18 protein-coding genes, 1 pseudogene and 1 riboswitch are annotated in these 18650 nt (G+C 63.3%); of the genes and pseudogenes, 10 read left to right on the forward strand and 9 right to left on the reverse strand.

Annotated elements, in window-relative coordinates; all coding sequences use genetic code 11:
* Positions 1–311: 311 nt before the first annotated feature.
* Positions 312–1166, forward strand: a pseudogene (gene iolE / locus J2X53_RS14475) (myo-inosose-2 dehydratase); the annotation flags it as partial.
* Positions 1167–1241: 75 nt separating this feature from the next.
* The gene (gene iolB, locus J2X53_RS14480; RefSeq protein WP_349038428.1) at positions 1242–2048 is read left to right on the forward strand and encodes a 5-deoxy-glucuronate isomerase; all 807 of its coding nucleotides are present in this window, start codon (positions 1242–1244) and stop codon (positions 2046–2048) included.
* A gap of 12 nt (positions 2049–2060) precedes the next feature.
* Here the strand turns inward: iolB and J2X53_RS14485 are convergent, their stop codons facing one another.
* A complete protein-coding gene (locus tag J2X53_RS14485; RefSeq protein WP_349038209.1) occupies positions 2061–2573 on the reverse strand; it encodes a heme-degrading domain-containing protein in 513 nt (170 codons plus the stop codon).
* 116 nt (positions 2574–2689) lie between these two features.
* Positions 2690–4267, reverse strand: a complete 1578-nt coding sequence (locus J2X53_RS14490) for a hypothetical protein (RefSeq protein ID WP_349038210.1) — start codon at positions 4265–4267, stop codon at positions 2690–2692.
* Positions 4268–4366: 99 nt separating this feature from the next.
* Between J2X53_RS14490 and J2X53_RS14495 the strand changes: the two genes are divergently transcribed.
* From J2X53_RS14495 to J2X53_RS14530, 8 genes are read left to right on the forward strand one after another with little or no spacing between them, the layout of a single operon-like run.
* Positions 4367–4729 carry a hypothetical protein gene (locus J2X53_RS14495; RefSeq protein WP_349038211.1) on the forward strand — a complete coding sequence of 121 codons (363 nt, stop codon included), beginning with the start codon at positions 4367–4369 and terminating at the stop codon, positions 4727–4729.
* Between the two features lie 8 nt (positions 4730–4737).
* Positions 4738–5103 (forward strand): response regulator, encoded by a 366-nt coding sequence (locus J2X53_RS14500; protein ID WP_349038212.1) that lies wholly within the window; start codon positions 4738–4740, stop codon positions 5101–5103.
* Entirely contained in the window at positions 5104–7098 is a 1995-nt protein-coding gene (locus tag J2X53_RS14505) for a chemotaxis protein CheA (RefSeq protein ID WP_349038213.1), read from the forward strand.
* A gap of 12 nt (positions 7099–7110) precedes the next feature.
* Positions 7111–7617 carry a chemotaxis protein CheW gene (locus tag J2X53_RS14510; protein WP_349038214.1) on the forward strand — a complete coding sequence of 169 codons (507 nt, stop codon included), beginning with the start codon at positions 7111–7113 and terminating at the stop codon, positions 7615–7617.
* Positions 7618–7630: 13 nt separating this feature from the next.
* Entirely contained in the window at positions 7631–9862 is a 2232-nt protein-coding gene (locus J2X53_RS14515) for a methyl-accepting chemotaxis protein (RefSeq protein ID WP_349038215.1), read from the forward strand.
* A gap of 55 nt (positions 9863–9917) precedes the next feature.
* The gene (locus tag J2X53_RS14520) at positions 9918–10433 is read left to right on the forward strand and encodes a chemotaxis protein CheW (protein WP_349038216.1); all 516 of its coding nucleotides are present in this window, start codon (positions 9918–9920) and stop codon (positions 10431–10433) included.
* The gene (locus J2X53_RS14525; RefSeq protein ID WP_349038217.1) at positions 10430–11281 is read left to right on the forward strand and encodes a CheR family methyltransferase; all 852 of its coding nucleotides are present in this window, start codon (positions 10430–10432) and stop codon (positions 11279–11281) included. The genes J2X53_RS14520 and J2X53_RS14525 overlap by 4 nt, the downstream gene beginning before the upstream one ends.
* Before the next feature lie 7 nt (positions 11282–11288).
* Positions 11289–12368, forward strand: coding sequence for a chemotaxis response regulator protein-glutamate methylesterase (locus J2X53_RS14530; protein ID WP_349038218.1), 1080 nt, complete (start codon positions 11289–11291; stop codon positions 12366–12368).
* A 66-nt stretch (positions 12369–12434) separates the two neighbouring features.
* Here the strand turns inward: J2X53_RS14530 and cobF are convergent, their stop codons facing one another.
* From cobF to cbiT, 7 genes are all read right to left on the reverse strand, one after another.
* Positions 12435–13205, reverse strand: a complete 771-nt coding sequence (gene cobF / locus J2X53_RS14535; protein WP_349038219.1) for a precorrin-6A synthase (deacetylating) — start codon at positions 13203–13205, stop codon at positions 12435–12437.
* A 67-nt stretch (positions 13206–13272) separates the two neighbouring features.
* A complete protein-coding gene (locus tag J2X53_RS14540) occupies positions 13273–13944 on the reverse strand; it encodes an energy-coupling factor ABC transporter permease (RefSeq protein WP_349038220.1) in 672 nt (223 codons plus the stop codon).
* Positions 13945–13976: 32 nt separating this feature from the next.
* Positions 13977–14198, reverse strand: a riboswitch (cobalamin riboswitch).
* Positions 14199–14261: 63 nt separating this feature from the next.
* Positions 14262–14981, reverse strand: coding sequence for a uroporphyrinogen-III C-methyltransferase (cobA, locus tag J2X53_RS14545; protein ID WP_349038221.1), 720 nt, complete (start codon positions 14979–14981; stop codon positions 14262–14264).
* Positions 14978–16330: a cobyrinate a,c-diamide synthase gene (locus tag J2X53_RS14550; RefSeq protein ID WP_349038222.1), complete on the reverse strand. Its 1353-nt coding sequence runs from the start codon at positions 16328–16330 to the stop codon at positions 14978–14980. The genes cobA and J2X53_RS14550 overlap by 4 nt, the downstream gene beginning before the upstream one ends.
* On the reverse strand, positions 16327–17109 hold the full coding sequence (cobM, locus tag J2X53_RS14555; protein ID WP_349038223.1) for a precorrin-4 C(11)-methyltransferase: 783 nt from the start codon (positions 17107–17109) through the stop codon (positions 16327–16329). The genes J2X53_RS14550 and cobM overlap by 4 nt, the downstream gene beginning before the upstream one ends.
* The gene (locus J2X53_RS14560; RefSeq protein WP_349038224.1) at positions 17106–17474 is read right to left on the reverse strand and encodes a cobalamin biosynthesis protein; all 369 of its coding nucleotides are present in this window, start codon (positions 17472–17474) and stop codon (positions 17106–17108) included. The genes cobM and J2X53_RS14560 overlap by 4 nt, the downstream gene beginning before the upstream one ends.
* On the reverse strand, positions 17471–18649 hold the full coding sequence (gene cbiT / locus J2X53_RS14565; protein WP_349038225.1) for a precorrin-6Y C5,15-methyltransferase (decarboxylating) subunit CbiT: 1179 nt from the start codon (positions 18647–18649) through the stop codon (positions 17471–17473). Before cbiT ends, J2X53_RS14560 begins: the two co-directional genes overlap by 4 nt.
* Between the last annotated feature and the right edge of the window lies 1 nt (position 18650).

Genomic DNA, 18650 nt, shown 5'->3' on the forward strand with positions numbered 1-18650 from the left:
CCGCACCACGCATCATCACCCCCGCCGTTGCCGTGCGCAGGGTGAATCATGTTCCGCAAAACAGGTCGAGAGCCGACTTCTTCAGCAGCCTGCTAAGGCAGAGCGGCGATGTGTCGGGCGCGGTGGATTGCTGCCGCACTTGACCGGTACAGTGTCACTGTGATCATGATGAAACCACTCACGCCAGGGGCTTGGCGCGGTGGGGTCGGGTGGCGGTGTGACTGGCAGAAGAGATGCCTGCAGCTTTAAACCGGCCTTCGCGCGCACTCCGGATGCGCGCGCGGTACAGACCCTGATCAACTGAGGAAAGCATGATCCTTTACGGCACCAACCCGATTGCCTGGGCCAATGATGACGACCAGTCGATCGGCGCCCATATCCCGACGGAACAGATCCTGACTGAAGCGGGCCGGATCATTGGTTTCGACGGTATCGAGAATGGCCATCGCTGGCCCGAAGATCCGCAGGCGTTGAAAACGTTGCTCGCGGACTACGGGCTGCGCTTTATTTCCGGCTGGTATTCTACCGAATTGCTGGTGCGCTCGGTCGAGGCAGAGATTGCTGCGGTGCAGCCCCATCTGGCGAAGCTGAAGGCGAATGATTGCAAGGTCTGCATTGTCTGCGAAACCTCGAACGCGGTTCATGGCAGTGACGTGCCGGTCAATGACCGCGCGCGTCTGACGCCCGCAGAGATGGCCGCCTTTGGCGCGAAGATCGAGGCGTTTGCCGCCTATCTGGCGGGGGAAGGCATCACGCTGGCCTATCACCACCATATGGGCACCGTGGTCGAGACCCCGGAAGAGATTGACGCCTTTATGGCCGCAACCGGCCCGGCCACGCATCTGTTGTTCGATGCCGGGCACTGCACCTTTGGCGGCGGCGATCCTGCGGCTGTGCTGGCGCGGCATGTGGGCCGTGTTGCGCATTTTCACGCCAAGAACATCCGCCGCGATATTTGCGACCGGGTGCGCACTGAAGGGCTGTCGTTCATTGAAGGTGTCCTCGCCGGGGCCTTTACTGTGCCGGGTGATCCGGAGGGGGCGGTTGATTTCGTGCCGTTGTTGCGGTTGCTTGCCGGTGCGGGGTACGATGGATGGCTGGTGATCGAGGCGGAACAGGACCCGGTCCTGCGCAACCCGTTGACCTATCAGTCCATGGGTCTGCACGCCTTGAAAGCTGCCGCGCGCGAGGCCGGGCTGGACCGTTCCGCTACGGCCTGTCCAAAGACGAAAGGAACACCGATGCCACACCTTCTGCGCAGACCCTTTGGCACCCATGGTGAGACTCACCGGATCACGCCGGGCGATGCGGGGTGGCGCTATGTCGGCTATGCGCTGCATCGTTTGCGACCTGGCGAGCAGATCGCTGAGGCCACCGGCGACCGCGAGGTGATTGTGGTCATGGTTGAAGGCAAGGCTGCCTTTACTGCCGCCGGGCAGGATTGGGGTGTGCTGGGGGATCGGATGGATGTGTTTGAAAAGACGCCGCCACATTGCCTTTACGTTCCCAACGGGCAGGACTGGGCCGCCGAAGCGGTGACCGATTGCACCATCGCAGTGTGTTCCGCACCGGGACGGGGGGGCCACCCTGCACGGCGGATCGGGCCGGATGGCATCTCGCTGACCCCGCGCGGCAAAGGCACCAACACCCGCCACATCAACAACATCGCGATGGAGGCGGAGGATTATTGCGACAGCCTGCTGGTGACCGAAGTGTTTACCCCTGCGGGCCACTGGTCATCTTATCCAAGCCACCGTCACGATGAAGACGATTTCCCCCGCATCACTTATCTGGAGGAAACCTATTACCATCGCCTGAATCCCGCCGACGGTTGGGCGGTGCAGCGGGTTTATACCGATGATGGCAGTCTGGATGAGGTGATGGCAGTCCGCAATCATGATGTGGTGCTGGTGCCGCGGGGCCATCACCCCTGCGGCGCGCCGTATGGATTTGAGCTGTATTATCTCAACGTTATGGCCGGTCCCCGGCGCAACTGGCGCTTTGTGCCTGCGCCCGAAGTCGAAGCAATCCTCGCGCGCGACGCCTGACGGCCGGCGCTATCAGCCGCCTGCAATAGTGTCTTGTCTGGCCTGTGCCGGGTTGATCCGGTTGAGTTCTGCTGACATCGCGGCGACGACCATGGCATGATCCTCGGCCTGCGGCAGGCCGGATACAGTGACCGCAGCCACCACACGACCGCCCAGCAGCCGCACCGGCACACTGCCACCGTGGGTTGCGAAATCGGCGATTGGCAGCCCCTCATCCGCGCCCGGCGTGCCGATTCCCCGCGCCTTGAACGCCAGTCCGACCGCATAGGATGACCGGTGGCAGCGTAGCGTGGTGTTAGACTTGCGCCGGATCCATTCATCATTGTCAGGGGCGGATCCGGGCAAAGCCGCGTGAAACAAGGTCGCATCCGGGGTGCGGATGTTGATGACAATCGGCAAACTGCTGGCGCGGCCTTTTTCGACCAGCGCCTGACCAATGGACCAGGCGACATTTTCGTCGAAATAAGGAAAAATCAGTCGCGCCTCACAGGCGGCGATTTCGGCCAGAAGCTCGTGTTCGGTCATCTTGGCCTCGGGTGTCAGGGGATGAAATACTCTATCAGGGTGGGTGGTATCTGCAAGGCTGCCGACAGGGCGCAGCCGTGTCGATGTCAGGCTGCCCACAACTGGTGACAGGGTGTTCAGAAAAACTCAACCTCATCGGCAACGGAGTCTGGTTCGGTCAGAGCAATCCCGGTAAGGGCGGCATGAACCTCGCGTTCCCTTGCCATCGTGTAGATGGCGATGAACCGCTCCAGCGGGTGCGGATCCGATAGCCCGACGCGAGGTGGGACAGCGTTTTTGCGCAAGGCGCGCAGCCTGCGCTGCAAGTCACCCATCGCCGCGCGACTGTCGCGGGCTGCTCTGTCGAGTTCCGCCAGAGCAAGGCCAATTTCCGAGAGCAAAGCGCCTATTTTTCGCTGGCTTTCGTCGGCCGCCCCGATCCGGACAGACGACAACTGGACGGAAGCATCAAACCCGGCAAGCCCCTCCTCCAGGGCGGTGATGACAGCGGCATCAAAGCTGTCTGACAGCCCGCCGATGGACAGACTGGCCGCGGCGGTCTTGTCGCGGAAGGCAACAGAGCTTTCCTGGACCGCCTTTGCCAGCACGCTGAGCGGCATGCGGGCTTCCCCGGTGCGGCCCGGCAGCAAAAGCGCATTGGTCGCCGCGATGCTGACGCTGGCGGCGCTGGCGCGAAGCGCATCAAATTGTTGCTGTGCCCCGGCAATCGCCGCAGCGATCTGCCGCGCCGCTGTCGCCGCCGCAGAAAGTGAGGCTGCCGTCGTGTGGTTGCAGCGCTGAACAAAATCAAGCGCTTCCCGGCGGGCTTGCAGCAGGCGGCCAAGCGGGCTTGCGGCAAGCGCCTCCCCTTCTACAAGGGCGGAGCGCCGGGCAAGGTTGCCAAGCCTGCTCAGTGCCCCCACCGCCGCAGCACAAACCACCTCAGCATCCGCCACCAGCGCCGCTTCCAGCGCTGCCGCAAGGGGAGCCGTGGCGGTGCGATCCACATCAGACCCGAGGATCGTTTCGATATGTTCCAGCCGCTGGGCAAACTGATCTGCGAATTGTACCATCGAGATCAGTTCGGAAATCTCGGTACGCCCACCGCGAGCCAGCCGGTCAACCCGACGCCCGAGATCGGTGCGGAACGCCCGGTCTTCGGCCGCCAGATCTGCGCTTGCCGCCCGTGCGGGGGCAAGATCTTCCAGCATATGATGCAATCCGGACCGCGCGGCCCGTTGTGAGGCAATGGCGGGCACCCGCTCTTTGTTGATCACCTCAACGCAATCATGCAGCGACTGTGCATTTTCGTGCACCGCCTCGGCAATTTGTTGTACCTCAGCGACATAGGCCTCCAGCACATCGACGCGCAGCGAAGCTGCCGTCAGTCGCGTCAGCGACGCATAGGCCTTGAGCGAGCGGGCTTCCTGCGCAATTTCCTGTAATGCCGCACGGGTTGCAGAAAGCGCGCGGCCATACGCCTCGCCCGAGGTTGCCGGCAATGCCGTGAGCAAAGTCCGCGCTGCGCTGTCGGCCTCATCCGCCGGGTCTGACCCTTCGCCCTGTGTGGCAATATGTTCTGCCAGAGCAGAAAACAGGTCGAGAAGCGCCAGAACCGCGCTCTGTACGTCGGCGAGTTGCACCGCAAGCTCCGCGAAAGATTCACGGCAGGCAATGCCAGCCTCTGACAGGGAGTTGCCGGATGTTTCCGGCATGGTTGCCGCAAGAGAACCCATGCTGTCTGATCGCACTCCTCACCATTTGGTCTGCTCAGATTAGCCGGATGTCCTTTCGCGGGAATGAACGGATGAAAATTGACGGTGAAGCTTTTTCTTAAGTTTTGCGCCGCATGGTTCCAGCAGGTCAACAACGGAACGAGTCGCAGAATGGTCAGTATTGTCGGGTCTGGAAACGGCACGGTTCATCTTATCGACCAGGCCCTTGCGGTCGCGGACAGCAGGGCTGCACTGGCTGCCCTGGTGGCCGCTGTTGATACCGCGACACCCGATTCTCCGCTCGGGCTTGAGCTGTCCGGCGACACACCGACAGCTCCTGCGCTGCAGCTTCTGATTGCGGCAGCGCGCGGGCTTGCTGGTCCGGGGGCCTTTTCGGGGTTTGGTGCATGTGCGTCCCGGGCGCTGGGTGCGCTCTCCATTGATATTCCAGGACGGGGATAAGGTTCGCTATGGCGCATACAATTCTTGCGGTCGACGACAGCAAGTCGATCCGGGACATGATCAAGCTGACGCTCGCGCCGCTCGGCTACCGGGTCATCGAAGGCGATAACGGTCAGAGCGGGATGGATAAGTTCATGACCGAACCCGTTTCGCTGGTCATCACCGATCTGAACATGCCGGTGATGAACGGGTTTGAATTCATCCGTGCCCTGCGCCGCGTGCCAAAGGGGGCAGGGGTGCCGATCATCATGTTGACCACAGAATCAAAACCCGAAGCCAAGGCTGAGGGCAAGGCGGCGGGTGCGACCGGCTGGATCACCAAACCTTTCACACCCGAAAACCTCATCAGCGTTGCAAAAAGATTGGCGGGCTAAATGACTGACCTCAGCGCTGCCGTCGACGCCTTTGTTCTGGAAGCCCGCGACCAGCTCGAAGGGCTGGAAGAAATGCTGCTGGATCTTGAAACCGGCGCGGATCGTGACCGTGTTGATGCCATTTTCCGCGTCCTCCATACCGTCAAGGGATCCGGCTCAATGTTCGGGTTCGGGTCGTTGGCGCGGTTTACCCACCATTTTGAAGATGCTTTCGATGGTGTCCGCGAAGGGCGGCTCCAGATAGATGCACGGCTGATTGACGTATCGTTGCGTGCGCGTGATCACATGACGGCCCTGCTGGATTGCGGTGGCGACAGCCCAGAGGCTGCCCGGCTTGAAACGTCTGAGGAAGCCACGCAACTTCTGACGACGCTGGCCTCCATCGTCGGCGGCAAGGAACCGTCCCAAACGTCGGGCAATGCCGCGGCTGTGACTCCCCTGCCAGCGCGCGAACCTCTGATGCGCCGCTGGTCGATCCGCTTTCACCCGGATGCCACGGCATTGCGCAACGGTATGCGCCCGGATCTGCTGATGGCCGAAATTGCTGCCCTTGGGCAGGCTGAATTCCGGCTGGATGCGTCCGATCTGCCACCCTTGGCTGAACTGGATCCGGAACGCTCTTATCTGACCTGGGAAATCGGACTTTCCACCCCTCATCCCCGCGACGCGATTGAGGCGGTTTTCCTGTTTGCCGACGATGCCGCACTGGACATTGCAGAGCTGGTGTCCCCGGCCGGATCAACGACCGGACCTGTGGCGGATGCAGGGGCACGGGGGAATACTTCGCAACTGCCGCTGCCACGCACCCCACAGACGGCGCTGCCCGGGACGAGTGAAAGTGTCCGAGTACCGGCCGGCAAGCTGGACGATATCATGGATCAGCTGGGTGAACTCGTCATCGCTCAGGCGCGGCTGCATCAGATCGCTTCAGCCAGTCAGAATTCGGACCTTGAGGCAGTCGTCGAAGAGGTGGAACGTCTGGTGACGGGCCTGCGTGATGCAACACTTTCGGTCCGGATGCTGCCGATTGAATCTGTTTTCGGCAAGTTCCGGAGGGTGGTTCGGGACCTTTCGCTGGAGCTTGGCAAGGATGTCATGCTGGCCGTAGAAGGCGGAGAGACTGAACTCGACAAGAATGTGATCGACCGGCTGTCCGAGCCGTTGGTCCACATGATCCGCAACAGTATGGATCATGGTCTTGAAGATGCTGCGCGGCGTCTGGCGTCCGGCAAACCTGCCCGTGGCAAGGTCACGCTCTCGGCCCGGCAGGAGGGTGGCGAGGTATTGATCGCGATTGAAGATGATGGCGCTGGCCTGAACACCGAGGCGATCCGGGCCAGAGCGGTCGAGCGTGGCCTTTTGCAAGCCGATGGCACGCAAAGTGCCAGCGAAATCCATCGACTGATCTTTGCGCCCGGCTTTTCGACAGCTTCTGCCTTGTCAAGTGTGTCAGGCCGCGGCGTTGGCATGGACGCCGTGCGCAGTGCAGTGGAAGGTCTCCGGGGCCAGACCGAAATTGCAACAATGCCCGGCCGGGGCACACGCGTCACACTGCGCCTGCCGGTCACGCTTGCGATCATTGATGGCTTTCTTGTCCGGCTTGGTACCTCGGCCTTTGTGATCCCGCTGGCAGCCGTTGAAGAATGTGTGGAGCTTGAAGAGGCTGAAAGACAACGCGAAAGTGGCCGTACAATGCTCCAGATCCGTGAGCATCTGGTGCCGTTCCTTGACCTTGATGATGTGTTCGGACGTCCGCCCAGCACCGAAACCCGTCGCCGCGTTGTGATCGTCAAGGCAGACGGTCAGCGCCTCGGGCTCGTGGTGGATGATATCCTGGGTCAGAACCAGACAGTCATCAAAACACTGAGCATCTATCACCGCAATATCGCGGGTCTCGCGGGTGCAACCATTCTGGGCGATGGCGCGGTGGCCCTGATCATTGATGTCGTCACATTGGCCCGCCGCGCGCGCATTGCGCATCGGCAAAGTGCCTGAGGAGTTCCGCCTTTGCAGATTGTAAACCAGATCACGCAGAAGCCTGGCCAGCCTGGCACGGCCGAGCCCGAGATGATGCTGATTTTCCGATTGTCGGGAAATGTTTTTGCTTTGCCGGTCGGGGAGGTTCACGAAATCCTTGACCCCTTGCCGACGACATCGGTCCCCAACGCGCCCGCGTTCGCGCCGGCCCTGATCAATGTCCGCGGCGCAATCGCTCCGTTGATCGATATCCGGCAGCGGTTACGCATGCCAACGGTGCCCGCAGATGACCAGGCCCGGATCATCGTTCTGGAACTGCCCGTCGATGGCGTGGCGACCCGTCTCGCCATACTCGCCGATGCGGTCGAAGAGGTGATTGAGACCGACCGCGCCATGGTTAAACCGGTGCCGGAACTCGGTGCCCGCTGGCCCGAACACTTTGTCATCGGGGTGGCTCGTCACGGCGATACCCTCGTCGTTCTTCTGGATACTGACACCCTCTTCCGGCCGGACTCCGGTCCATCCATTCAAGCTTGAGCAAGGACCAGATATGCGTGTGACCATAAAAACAAAACTGATCACGGTCTTTGCCGTCCTGATCACTCTGCTCGGCGTCTCCAGCTTCATGGCGTTGAAGAAAACGTCAGACATGAAAGCGGAAATTGACCTGATCGTTGATCGCTTCGCGCGACAGCTGGAGATAGCGCAGACCAAGCAGGCAACGGCGCTTCGGAGTATGAATCTCATTCAGGATTATCTGGCGGCAGATTCTCACTCAGATGCCAATGAGGCTGCCCTTCAGGCGGAGGAATATCTGACCACCGTTGAAGATCTGCACACCGCCCTGGGCGAGGTTATAGTCGCTGAGGAGGCCAAAGCCATGTACGCGGTCTTCGGTGCCAAATGGGATGCGTTTCGCGCGATTGAGGCCGAGTTGCGCGTGATGGGCGTCGCAAAAACCGCTGAAAGGGCGTTCGAGATCTATCATGATGAGAGCATTCCCTCATATGAAGCCCTTTACAATGCCGCCGAGGCGCTGATCGGCAGCGCAAGGCAGCGCATTGCCGACGCAGAAGTCCGTGATCCGCGGCTGGTCTCGCTCGAACAATCGGTTGACGGGGCGATCGATAAGATGCGCCTCCTGAGGGAAATCGAGCGTGACATGCTGATGACTGCGGTCGATTCAGAGCTTGCCGATCTTATGGCGCGGCTTGAGCCTCTGGAAAGTGCGCTTACGCAAGATCTGGTCCAGGCGCGAGGTTTTGCGGGCGTCACTGACACCCGTGCTGTCGAAGCGATCATGGCAGGATGGGAAACCTGGCGGGACGCGCTGATGCGCGGCACGGCCACGTCGGCGGAAAACAGCAATGAACACGCTGCCAGAATCCTGCAGGAACGCCTTGATCCCGCTTTCGAGGAGGTGCTTGCGGCGTCACGTGCGGTGACGACTTTCGCCGCAGACCGCGTCGCGCAAGGCAAAGAAAACGCACTGGGGGTCTATGAGACATCCAAGGCCGTGCTGATCACGCTGGGGCTGGTCGCTGCCGGCATCGGCATTGCAGCGGCGTTCTGGCTCTCGATTTCTATCTCACGCGGTCTGAACCGTGCCGTAACAGTCGCCCGCGCCGTTGAAATGGGCGATCTGACGGTGGATGCAACGGCGACAACCCGCGACGAAATCGGCGACCTTCTGTCTGCGATGAACCGGATGTCGGGGTCGCTGCGCGAGATGACTACTGTCGCGGAAAAGATCAGCCAGGGCGACCTGGGCGTAACCACAAAGCGCCGGTCTGATGTGGACGGGCTTGGCATTGCGCTGGAAACCATGCTTGAAAAACTGCGCGATGTGATCTCCAACGCCAATCACAGCGCCGCCGGTGTGGCCGAGGGCGCACAGGCAATGTCGGCAACGGCAGAGCAACTGAGCCAGGGTGCGACTGAGCAGGCGGCGGCAGCAGAACAGGCCTCGTCCTCGATGGAACAGATGTCAGCCAATATCCGTCAGTCGGCGGATAACGCGGCCCAGACTGAAAAGATCGCAACCAAATCGGCTCAGGAGGCGGAAGACAGCGGCAAGGCTGTGGACGAGGCGGTGCGTGCCATGAAGACCATTGCCGAAAAGATCAACATCATTCAGGAAATTGCCCGGCAAACTGATCTCCTGGCGCTGAACGCCGCGGTTGAGGCGGCCCGTGCCGGTCAGCATGGCAAGGGTTTTGCGGTCGTCGCCTCCGAGGTCCGCAAGCTTGCCGAACGCAGCCAGCAAGCGGCAGGCGAGATCAGTCAGTTGTCTGGCAAAACCGTCGAAGTCAGCCAGCGTGCGGGGGAAATGCTTCAGTCGCTTGTTCCTTCGATCAAGCGCACCGCCGATCTGGTGCAGGAAATCAGCGCGGCCACGCGGGAACAAAATGTCGGTGCCGAACAGATCAACGAGGCGATCCGTCAGCTTGACTCTGTGATCCAGCAGAACGCTTCAGCCTCTACCGAGGCGGCCAGCGTCTCTGAGAAGCTCGCGACTCAGTCCGAGCAATTGCGGGGTGTCATCGGGTTCTTCCGGCTTGGTGATGAGCGCGTGCAACGTTCGTCTCCGGCAGGGGAGCATCCGCGGTCCACGGTACAGGCCCAACGCCCGACGTTTACAACCCAGCGTCCGCGCAACAATGGTCAGATTACCGTAAAGTCAAAGGCCAATGGTTCACCCCAGCCGTTCCAGAACGGCGTCATGCTTGATCTGGGGAGCGATGCCGCGAGCGGCGGCGATGAAGACTTCCAGCGCTATTGATTGACCCTCCGGGGCAGCCGCCGCTGCCCTGGCACTCACATGCAGGTGACTTGATATGACGGCAACCGCCCTGGCTGAAGAGGCATGGACAGACGATGATCTGCGGATCGTCGATGATCACCGCACGTATGTAACTTTTGTGCTGGCGCAACAAACTCTTGCTGTGGATGTCGGCATGGTCCGGGAAATTCTGGATATGCAGACGATCACACGATTGCCGAATGCTCCTGGCGATCTGCTCGGAATGATTGACATCCGCGGTGAGAATGTCGCGCTTATCGATCTGCCGGGGCGGCTCTGCCTGCACGGCAGCGATCCCGAGACCAATGGTCGGATCATCATTCTGGAGTTCGGCACCAATCCCAGAACCCCGATCGGTGTGATCGCCGACCGCGTGCTTGGTGTGATTGAGATCCCGGAGGGCGAAATCGGTTCCGCACCAAGCGCCATGACAAGTTGGGATGCTTCCGTTCTGCGGGGGGTCACGCGCATCAACGGGCGGCTTGTGCAGATCCTTGCGCTCGACACCGTCTTCCGGGCCAACCTTCCCGGCGCATTTGATTTCGGATGAGCGGACCTTTCCCGGAGCGTGGGTGGATTGGTGCAGAGCAGTCTCAAATCCTTGTTGAGGCTGTGCATCGTCTTAGTGGGATCTCGATTGCCCCGACAAAAACCGACTTTCTCGAGCATCGTATCAATCGCCTGCTGCAGGCTTCCGGCGTTGCCAACGTCGTGGAATATGTGAACCATCTGCGCCTCAACCCGACCGGCCCTGCCGCTTTGCGTCTGGTGGAAGCGTTGGCAACGCATACAACGTCATTTTTCCGCGAACGTGCCCATTATGACTGGCTGTTGGCCGTGGGCCTGCCTGCGGTGGTTGCGGAAGGGGCAGGGCTGGACAGGCCGCTTGTCATCTGGAGCGCGGCCTGTTCGACAGGCGCGGAACTCTGGTCCGCCGGTATGGTTGTCGATGGCTTTGCCCGCAACCGGACTCTGCGCTGGGACCTTGTCGGAACAGATGTATCGCAGAAAATTCTGGTCAAAGCAGCGCAGGCGATCTTTCAAGAGGAAGATATCCTGCCGATCCCGGAAGATATGCGCAAACGCTATCTGTTGCGCTCACGCAGCCCCTCAGGTGCAAAGCCGCGATACCGGATCGCGCCGGAATTGCGAAGCCGGGCCCGGCTGGGCTGGGCAAACCTGCTTGATCTGCCCTCTGCCATGGCGCTTACGGCTGACATCACCTTTCTGCGCAATGTGCTCATTTACTTTGATGCAGAAGATCAACTCCGCGCTGCCGCAAATGTCGCGCGGCGGATCAGGCCAGGTGGCTATCTCCTGACCGGACATTCCGAGGGGCTTGCCAGCCCGCCCCCCGGCATGACGCCGGTGGCCCCATCAATCTATCGAAAGGAGTGAGACCGTTGTGACGCTATTGCCAGGCGGCCGGAAGTACCGGGTTCTTGTGGTCGATGACAGCGCTGTTGTGCGTCAGGTCATGGCCGACCTCCTTTCATCAGACCCTGAGCTGGAGGTGATGGGCACGGCGGGTGACCCTTTTGCCGCTGCACAGCAGATTCGCCTGCAACGGCCTGATGTCATCACCCTCGATGTCGAGATGCCGCGCATGGATGGCATTACCTTTCTGCGCAAGATCATGTCGCAGCATCCGATTCCGGTGGTCATGTGTTCTTCACTGGTCGGCGCGAATACCGAAACCCTGACGCGTGTGCTGGATGCCGGTGCAGTGGACATCATTTGCAAGCCGCAGGTCGGCATCCGCGACTTTCTGGAAGAAAGCCGGATCCGGATCTGTGATGTCGTCAAGGCGGCGGCGCAGGCCCGTCTGGGCCGGCTTCGGGAAAGCGCGCCGGCTGCCAAACTGACCGCAGATGTGATGCTGCCCGCCCCATCGAACCGGGCGATGGCAAAAACCACGGAACGGGTCATCGCGGTGGGCGCGTCGACCGGGGGCACCGAAGCGGTGCGGATCTTTCTGGAGGCGATGCCGGTCGATTGCCCCCCGATCATCATCGTTCAGCACATGCCCGAAGGCTTTACCGCTGCTTTTGCGCGCAGATTAGACAGCATCTGTGCGGTCTCGGTGAAGGAAGCGGCACAGGGCGACCGGCTCTTGCGTGGCCATGCGTTGATTGCACCGGGAAACCGGCACAGCCTGCTCAACCGCAGTGGGGCCACCTATACGGTCGATGTGCGCGACGGGCCGCTTGTGTTGCGCCATCGCCCTTCGGTTGATGTGCTGTTCCGCTCTGTTGCCCGCTATGCGGGGCCGAATGCAATTGGCGTGATCATGACCGGCATGGGCGACGATGGCGCGCGTGGTCTAAAGGAAATGCGCGACGCCGGGGCGCGGACCATTGGGCAGGATGAGGCGAGTTCCGTGGTCTATGGCATGCCGAAGGAGGCGATGCGCCATGGCGGGGTGGAAGAAGAGATGCCGCTGGGGCGGATGGCAGCCGCAGCGCTCAGGTTGGGCCGGATGTAAGGGCCCGCAGGTTTAAAACGGCTTGTATGGTCGGGCACTGGGGCACCGGGTGCCAAACCCCGGAGCTCAGGGCGCTGCCAAAGGCCGACGCAGCAGGTAAATGTCCATGATCCAGCCATGCTGTTCCCGCGCTCTGGCCCGCTCCGCCACAATTTGCGCCGATACCTCGCTCAGGGGGCCAGCAATCAGCATCTCTTCCGGCAGACCAAGATAGGCACCCCACCAGATCGACACATCAGCAGCCCCGAGCGTACAAAAGGCCCCGCCGCTGTCGAGCATCACAACCACGGTTTGCGCCCCCGGTGGCCAGCCATCACGCCGCAGATTGCGACCGGTGGTGATGACAACCGCGGATGCAAGGTCGTTCAGCGGAATCGCATGGGCGGCGCAAAGCGCCTGTATCGCGGTGATGCCGGGGATCACCCGAAGGCGCAGGGGCAGGGCGTGCGACACCCGTTCGGCGATGCGCAAGGTGCTGTCATAAAGAGATGGGTCACCCCAGACCAGAAGTGCAACACGCGGCCCGCCGCCAGCATCCAGATGGGCCTGAATGCGGTCCTGCCAGATCTGCGCGATTGCATCATGCCAGTCGCTCACCCGGGTCAGATAATCCGGCGTTGCGGGGTTCCGCACCGGCAGGGCAAAGGTCTCGATCCGGGCCTCTGGTCGTGTGACCCAGCGCTCGCAGATGTCCAGCCGCAGTCCGGCCAGATCGGCCTTGTCCTCGCCTTTCAGCGGAATGAGGATCAGATCGGCCTCGCCGATTGCCTTTGCCGCCTCGGCGGTCAGATGGTCCGGGTTGCCAGTGCCGATGCCGATCAGGAACAGGGTGATCATTGCCGCCTCTTGGGAGGAAAAGGGCGCGGTTCCGGTGAACCGCGCCCTGATGGTGTACACGTGGCGTTCAGGCCGGGGCGTAGAGGCGCGGTTCGACCATGGTGGGCGGGGTCTTGCCACGCAAAGCCTTGGCCGCGGCCAGAACGGCAAGGTCGGCCAGCGGCTCCAGAATGATCACCGCCAGATAGGCCACGGCAAAGGTGCCGACCGGGGCAAACGCCTCGGTTCCCATGCCGTAAATGGCCCAGAATGCCACCCAGGCGACAACGCCGCCCTGATAGCACGCCGACAGGGCCAGCACCTGCGTGTACTTCAGATCAATATAGGCGGTGCCCGGTGCGATCAGACGGCGGGCCAATGCGGTAAGGGCGAAGAGCGGCACCAGCAGCGTGGTCACGTTCATCGCGAACTGCGGCAGATCGGCCGGGGCAAAGAACAGGCCCTGCACCAGCAGGCCAAGGGCCAGACCAATCGCCGAAGGCCCCGCGCCCAGGATCAGGAACAAGGTGGACCCCAGGATAAAGTGCACCTCGGACACGCCGACCGGGAATGTCGGCAGAATTTCGAAGAACACAAAGGTCAGCACGGCGGCAATCACGCTGCGTACCGCCAGCGACATCAGCCCGCGTTCTTTGAGCGTTTCACGGGCAAACCAGAGGCCAGTGGCCCCAGCGGCCGCTGCGGTGGCGTAGCTCAGCGTAATTTTGGCCCCATCGACGAGGCCGGGTTCGATATGCATGTCAGTCTCCTTGCCGTCACACCCGACGGTTGAACAGGTTGCGTTTGCAAGGCCGGTCTCCTGGCTTGCGGGTCGCAACGGTCATCCGCCTTCCCAGCCTTTGCAACGGCCAGTGGCATTCCGGATGACCGCTCACCGCTGACAGTCGCGGGGGCGGCTGGGGTGGGGGCGCCGCGATTTGGTCCGCCCTTCCCCATTCCCGTTTGAGCCCTCAGCATATTGTCACTTCGGGCACCTTGAGGTTACTTTCTTGCGCCCTCACCGGGGGCAGGTCAAGCTGGCAAGCGACCGCTTTGAGGACGCTTGCGCCGTTTGCGTCATCCGCCTGCCAGCGGGCCGTACAAAATCAGCGCCGGCTGGTCACCGCTGCCCTGTGCCAGCTGTGCCGCCAGCGCCGCCAGAGTGGACCGGGTCAGCACCTGCTGCGGGTGTCCCACGGCTTCGGCCAGCAGGGCAGGGGTCTCTGGCGGCAATCCATGCGTCATCAACGCCTGCGCCAGTGCGGGAAATGTGCGCTTGCCCATAAAGACCACCGTGGTCGCCAACGGATCGGCCAATGCCGCCCAGTTCAGCCCTTGTGGCAGATCGCCCGTCACATCGGCCCCGGTGATGAACTGCACACGCCGGGCGGTCAGCCGCCGCGTCAGCGGGATGCCCGCCGCCGCCGCCGCCGCGCAGGCTGAGGGCACACCGGGGATGATCTCGAACCGGATACCGGCCTCGGTCAGGGCGAGGATCTCTTCCTCCAGCCGCCCGAAAATACCACTGTCGCCGGATTTCAGCCGCACCACCCGCGCGCCCGTCCGGGCATGATCGACCAGCAAACGGCTGACGTGATCCTGCTTGGGCGAGGCGCGACCGGCGCGTTTTCCCACCGCCACCAGCTCGGCCTGCGGTCCGGCATGCGACAGCACCGGGCCAGAGGCCAGATCGTCAAACAGCACCACATCGGCCTCGGCCAAGCGGCGGGCGGCCTTGAGCGTCAGCAATTCCGGGTCACCGGGCCCGGAGGAGACGAAAGAGACAAGGCCCGTCATGACAGATCCCCGGAGCTGGCCGGGCCGATCAGATGGAAGAAGCTGCCGCTTGCCATTCCCCCGCCCGTGAAATGGCGGACTGATCCGGTCTCTTCCACCGTCTGGCCATTGGCATCCACCACTGTCGCCAGAGGCGCGTCTGGCTGCGACAGGATGGACGCATAGTGAAACTCATGGCCGCGCAGCAGGGTGCCGGCGGTAAACCCGGCACAGGGCTGCGCCAGCCGCGCCAGCCGGTAGCCCAGATGCATGCGGCGCTTGGCAAAGCTGGTTTCCAGCCCCAGCAGCCCCGCCATCCGGTGCCGGGTTCCATCCGCCGCGACCAGTCCCTGACCCAGGGCCATGTAGCCGCCGCATTCGCCATGCACTGGCCGGGTCCGGGCAAAATCGGCAAGACTATTGCGAAAACCGTCACAGGCGGCAAGGCGCGGGGCGTGCAACTCGGGGTAGCCCCCCGGCAGCCAGCAGGCGGTTGCGGACGGGTCCGGCCCTTCATCCGCCAGTGGCGAAAACGGCAGGATCGTTGCGCCCTGTTCACGCCAGCTGGTCAAAAGGTGGGGATACACAAAGGAAAACGCCGCATCGCGGGCCAGTGCCACCCGCTCGCCCGGTGCCGGAACCCGGCCTGCGCCCCGGGCATCCTGCACATGGCCGCCCTGTGCCGCGGTGCGGATCGCGGTCAGATCACAGTTGTCGGTCACAAAACTGGCCGCATCCGACAGGATCTGTCTTAGCCGGGGCAACTCTTCGGCCTGCACCAGACCAAGATGCCGCTCTGGCAGCGCCACATGCGCGCTGCGCGGCAGCGCCCCCAGCACGGTCAGGCCCGCGGCTTCCATCCCGGCGCGCACCAGCGCCTGATGGCGGGGCGAGGCGACCTTGTTCAGGATCACCCCCGCGACCCGCACATCAGGTCTGAACCGGGCAAGGCCCATGGCGACAGCCGCCGCCGTCTGCGCCTGCCCCGACACATCCAGCACCAGAATAACCGGCCAGCCCATCAGCGCCGCCAGATCCGCGCTGGCCCCGGCCCCGCATTCCCCCGGTCGTGCCACGCCGTCAAACAGCCCCATCGAGCCTTCGGCCAGCACCAGATCGGCCCCTTCGGAGGCTCTCGCCAAAGCCGCGATCCGTTCCCGGGGCATCGCCCAGGTGTCAAGGTTGACCGAGACCCGGCCCGCCGCCGCCGTGTGAAAGGCGGGATCAATGTAATCCGGCCCGCTCTTGAACGGCTGTACCTGCAGCCCCTGCGCGCGGAACGCGGCCAGCAACCCCAGCGTCACCGTGGTTTTGCCCGTGCCCGAGGCGGGAGCCGAAATCAGCAGTCCGGGGGGCAATGGCTGCGTCATTCGCGGCCTTCGGGAAAACGTGGGGCGGTGCCGACCGGGCGATAGCGCCGGTCGTAATCCCCGGCATAAAGCCTGCTTTCGTCAAAATCGCTGGCCGCAAGCGCCCGGCCCACCAGGATCAGCGCCGTGCGCTCGCCGTCGCCGATGCTGGCATCCAGCGTCGCCAACGTGGCGCGCACCACCCGCTGGTCTGGCCAGGACGCGCGGAACACCACGGCCACCGGGCAATCGGCGCCGTAATGCGGCATCAGCCGCGTCTGCACATCGCCCAGCACATGCACCGACAGGTGAATCGCCAGCGTCGCCCCGGTGCGCGCAAAGTTTTCAAGGCTTTCGCCTTCGGGCATGGCTGACGCACGGCCCGAGGTGCGGGTCAGCACCAGCGATTGCGCAACGCCCGGCAGGGTGAGTTCAGCCCCCAGCACCGCCGCGGCGGCGGCAAAGGCGGGCACGCCGGGGGTGATGTCATAGGGAATATCCAGCGCCCGCAGGCGGCGCAACTGCTCCCCCATCGCCGACCAGACCGACAGATCGCCGGAATGCAGCCGCGCCACGTCATGTCCTGCGCCGTGGGCGGCGACGATCTCGGCAATGATGTCATCCAGGCTGAGCGACGCGGTGTTCACCACCCTTGCCCCCGGCGGGCAATGCGCCAACAGCGCCTCGGGCACCAGACTGCCCGCATAAAGACAAACCGGGCAGGCCGCGATCAGGTCGCGCCCGCGCAGGGTGATCAGATCGGCGGCCCCCGGCCCCGCACCGATGAAATGGACAGTCATTCGATGGCTCCTTTGCCAAGCGCCATGGCGCAGGTTACCGTTCCGTCTGGCGCATCCATCCGCCCGACGATGAGCGTGGACTCTGCCCCCGCAGCTGCCAGCGCTGCGGCTTCGGCCACCGATCCGGTGCCGTACAGCGCCTGTACCCGCTCCGACCGGGTGGGTGTGTCGATGCCTGCAACCGCGACGCCCAGCACAGCCAGACCGCGCTCTGCCGCCAGCCGCTGCAGGGCGGGCGCTTTGGCCTTGGCCGCGACAGTTGCAAGCAGCGCGACCGGGCCACCGACCCCCTCTGCCTGTTGCAGGGCGGTGCGGAACGACTCGTAAGGCGCATCCTTGCGGAACCCGAACCCGGCGACCTTCATCGTGTGACGCTCCACTGCACAACCGGGCGGCTGGCCTGCCAGCCGCGAAAGCCGCCAAGCGGGGCCGCTTCGGCCAGATCAATCCGCAGCAGCGTGCCGCCATAGCTGGCATGACGCGCGGCCAGCACACCCTCGCCCTCCAGCGTCACCGCATTGGCCACCAGCCGGGTGCCTTCGGGCAGCCGCGACCAGACCGCATCATGCAAGGTCGCATCACCGCCGCCACCGATGAAAACCGCATCCGGTGACGGCAGATCTTGCAGCGCCTCCGGGGCCTTGCCCTCCACCACACGCATCCGGTGCGCGAGGCCAAAGGCGTCGGCGTTCAGACGGATATTCGCGGCACGATTCCCCCGCGCCTCAATGGCCACAGCGTGCCCGCCGGCCAGACACCACTCGACCGAGATCGAGCCGGACCCTGCGCCGATATCCCAGAGCACCTCGCCCGGACGGGGGGCAAGGGCCGAAAGCGTCAGCGCCCGCACCGGGCGCTTGGTGATCTGGCCGTCATGGGCAAAGCTGTCATCCGGCAGGCCAGAGGCGCGCGACAGGCCAGCATGACGCGGCAGGTCAGCCCCCTCCAACGCCACCGCCACCGGTGCGCTGATGTCGGGCCAACCCGCCCCTTGGCGCAGCCGCTCACGCGGGCCGCCCATGGCCTCACACACGGTCAGGCGCACAGTGCCAAAGCCGTTTGCGGCCAGCCAGTCCGCCAGTTCTGCCACCGCTGCCGCGTCGCGCAGCGTGCAGATCGCCCGCACCCCGCGCGCCAGAACCGGGCGCAGCCGGGCAAAGGGCGCGGCATGCAGGCCAATGCAGGCCACGTCCTCCAGCCGCCAGCCAAGACGCGCAGCGATCAGCGAGAACGTGCCTGCCACAGGAAACGCCTGCCAGTCTTGCAGCGTCAATTGCGCGGCCAACGTGCCGCCGGCGCCAAACCAGAACGGATCGCCCGACACCAGCATCGCCACCTTGCGCCCGCGCAACGCCAGCACCGGGGCCAGATCAAACGGCACCGGCCATTCCCGTCCACGCGTGCCGACAGCCGCCAGAGCCAGATGGCGCGGTGCGCCAAAGACGATTTCCGCCCCGTCAAGTGCGGCACGGCTTGCCTCTGACAGGCCGGACAGGCCATCTTCGCCCAGACCGATGACAGACACCCAGGGTTCAGACATG

Origin of the sequence: Pseudotabrizicola sp. 4114 (assembly GCF_031457365.1) — a bacterium.
Taxonomy (GTDB): Bacteria; Pseudomonadota; Alphaproteobacteria; order Rhodobacterales; family Rhodobacteraceae; genus Pseudotabrizicola.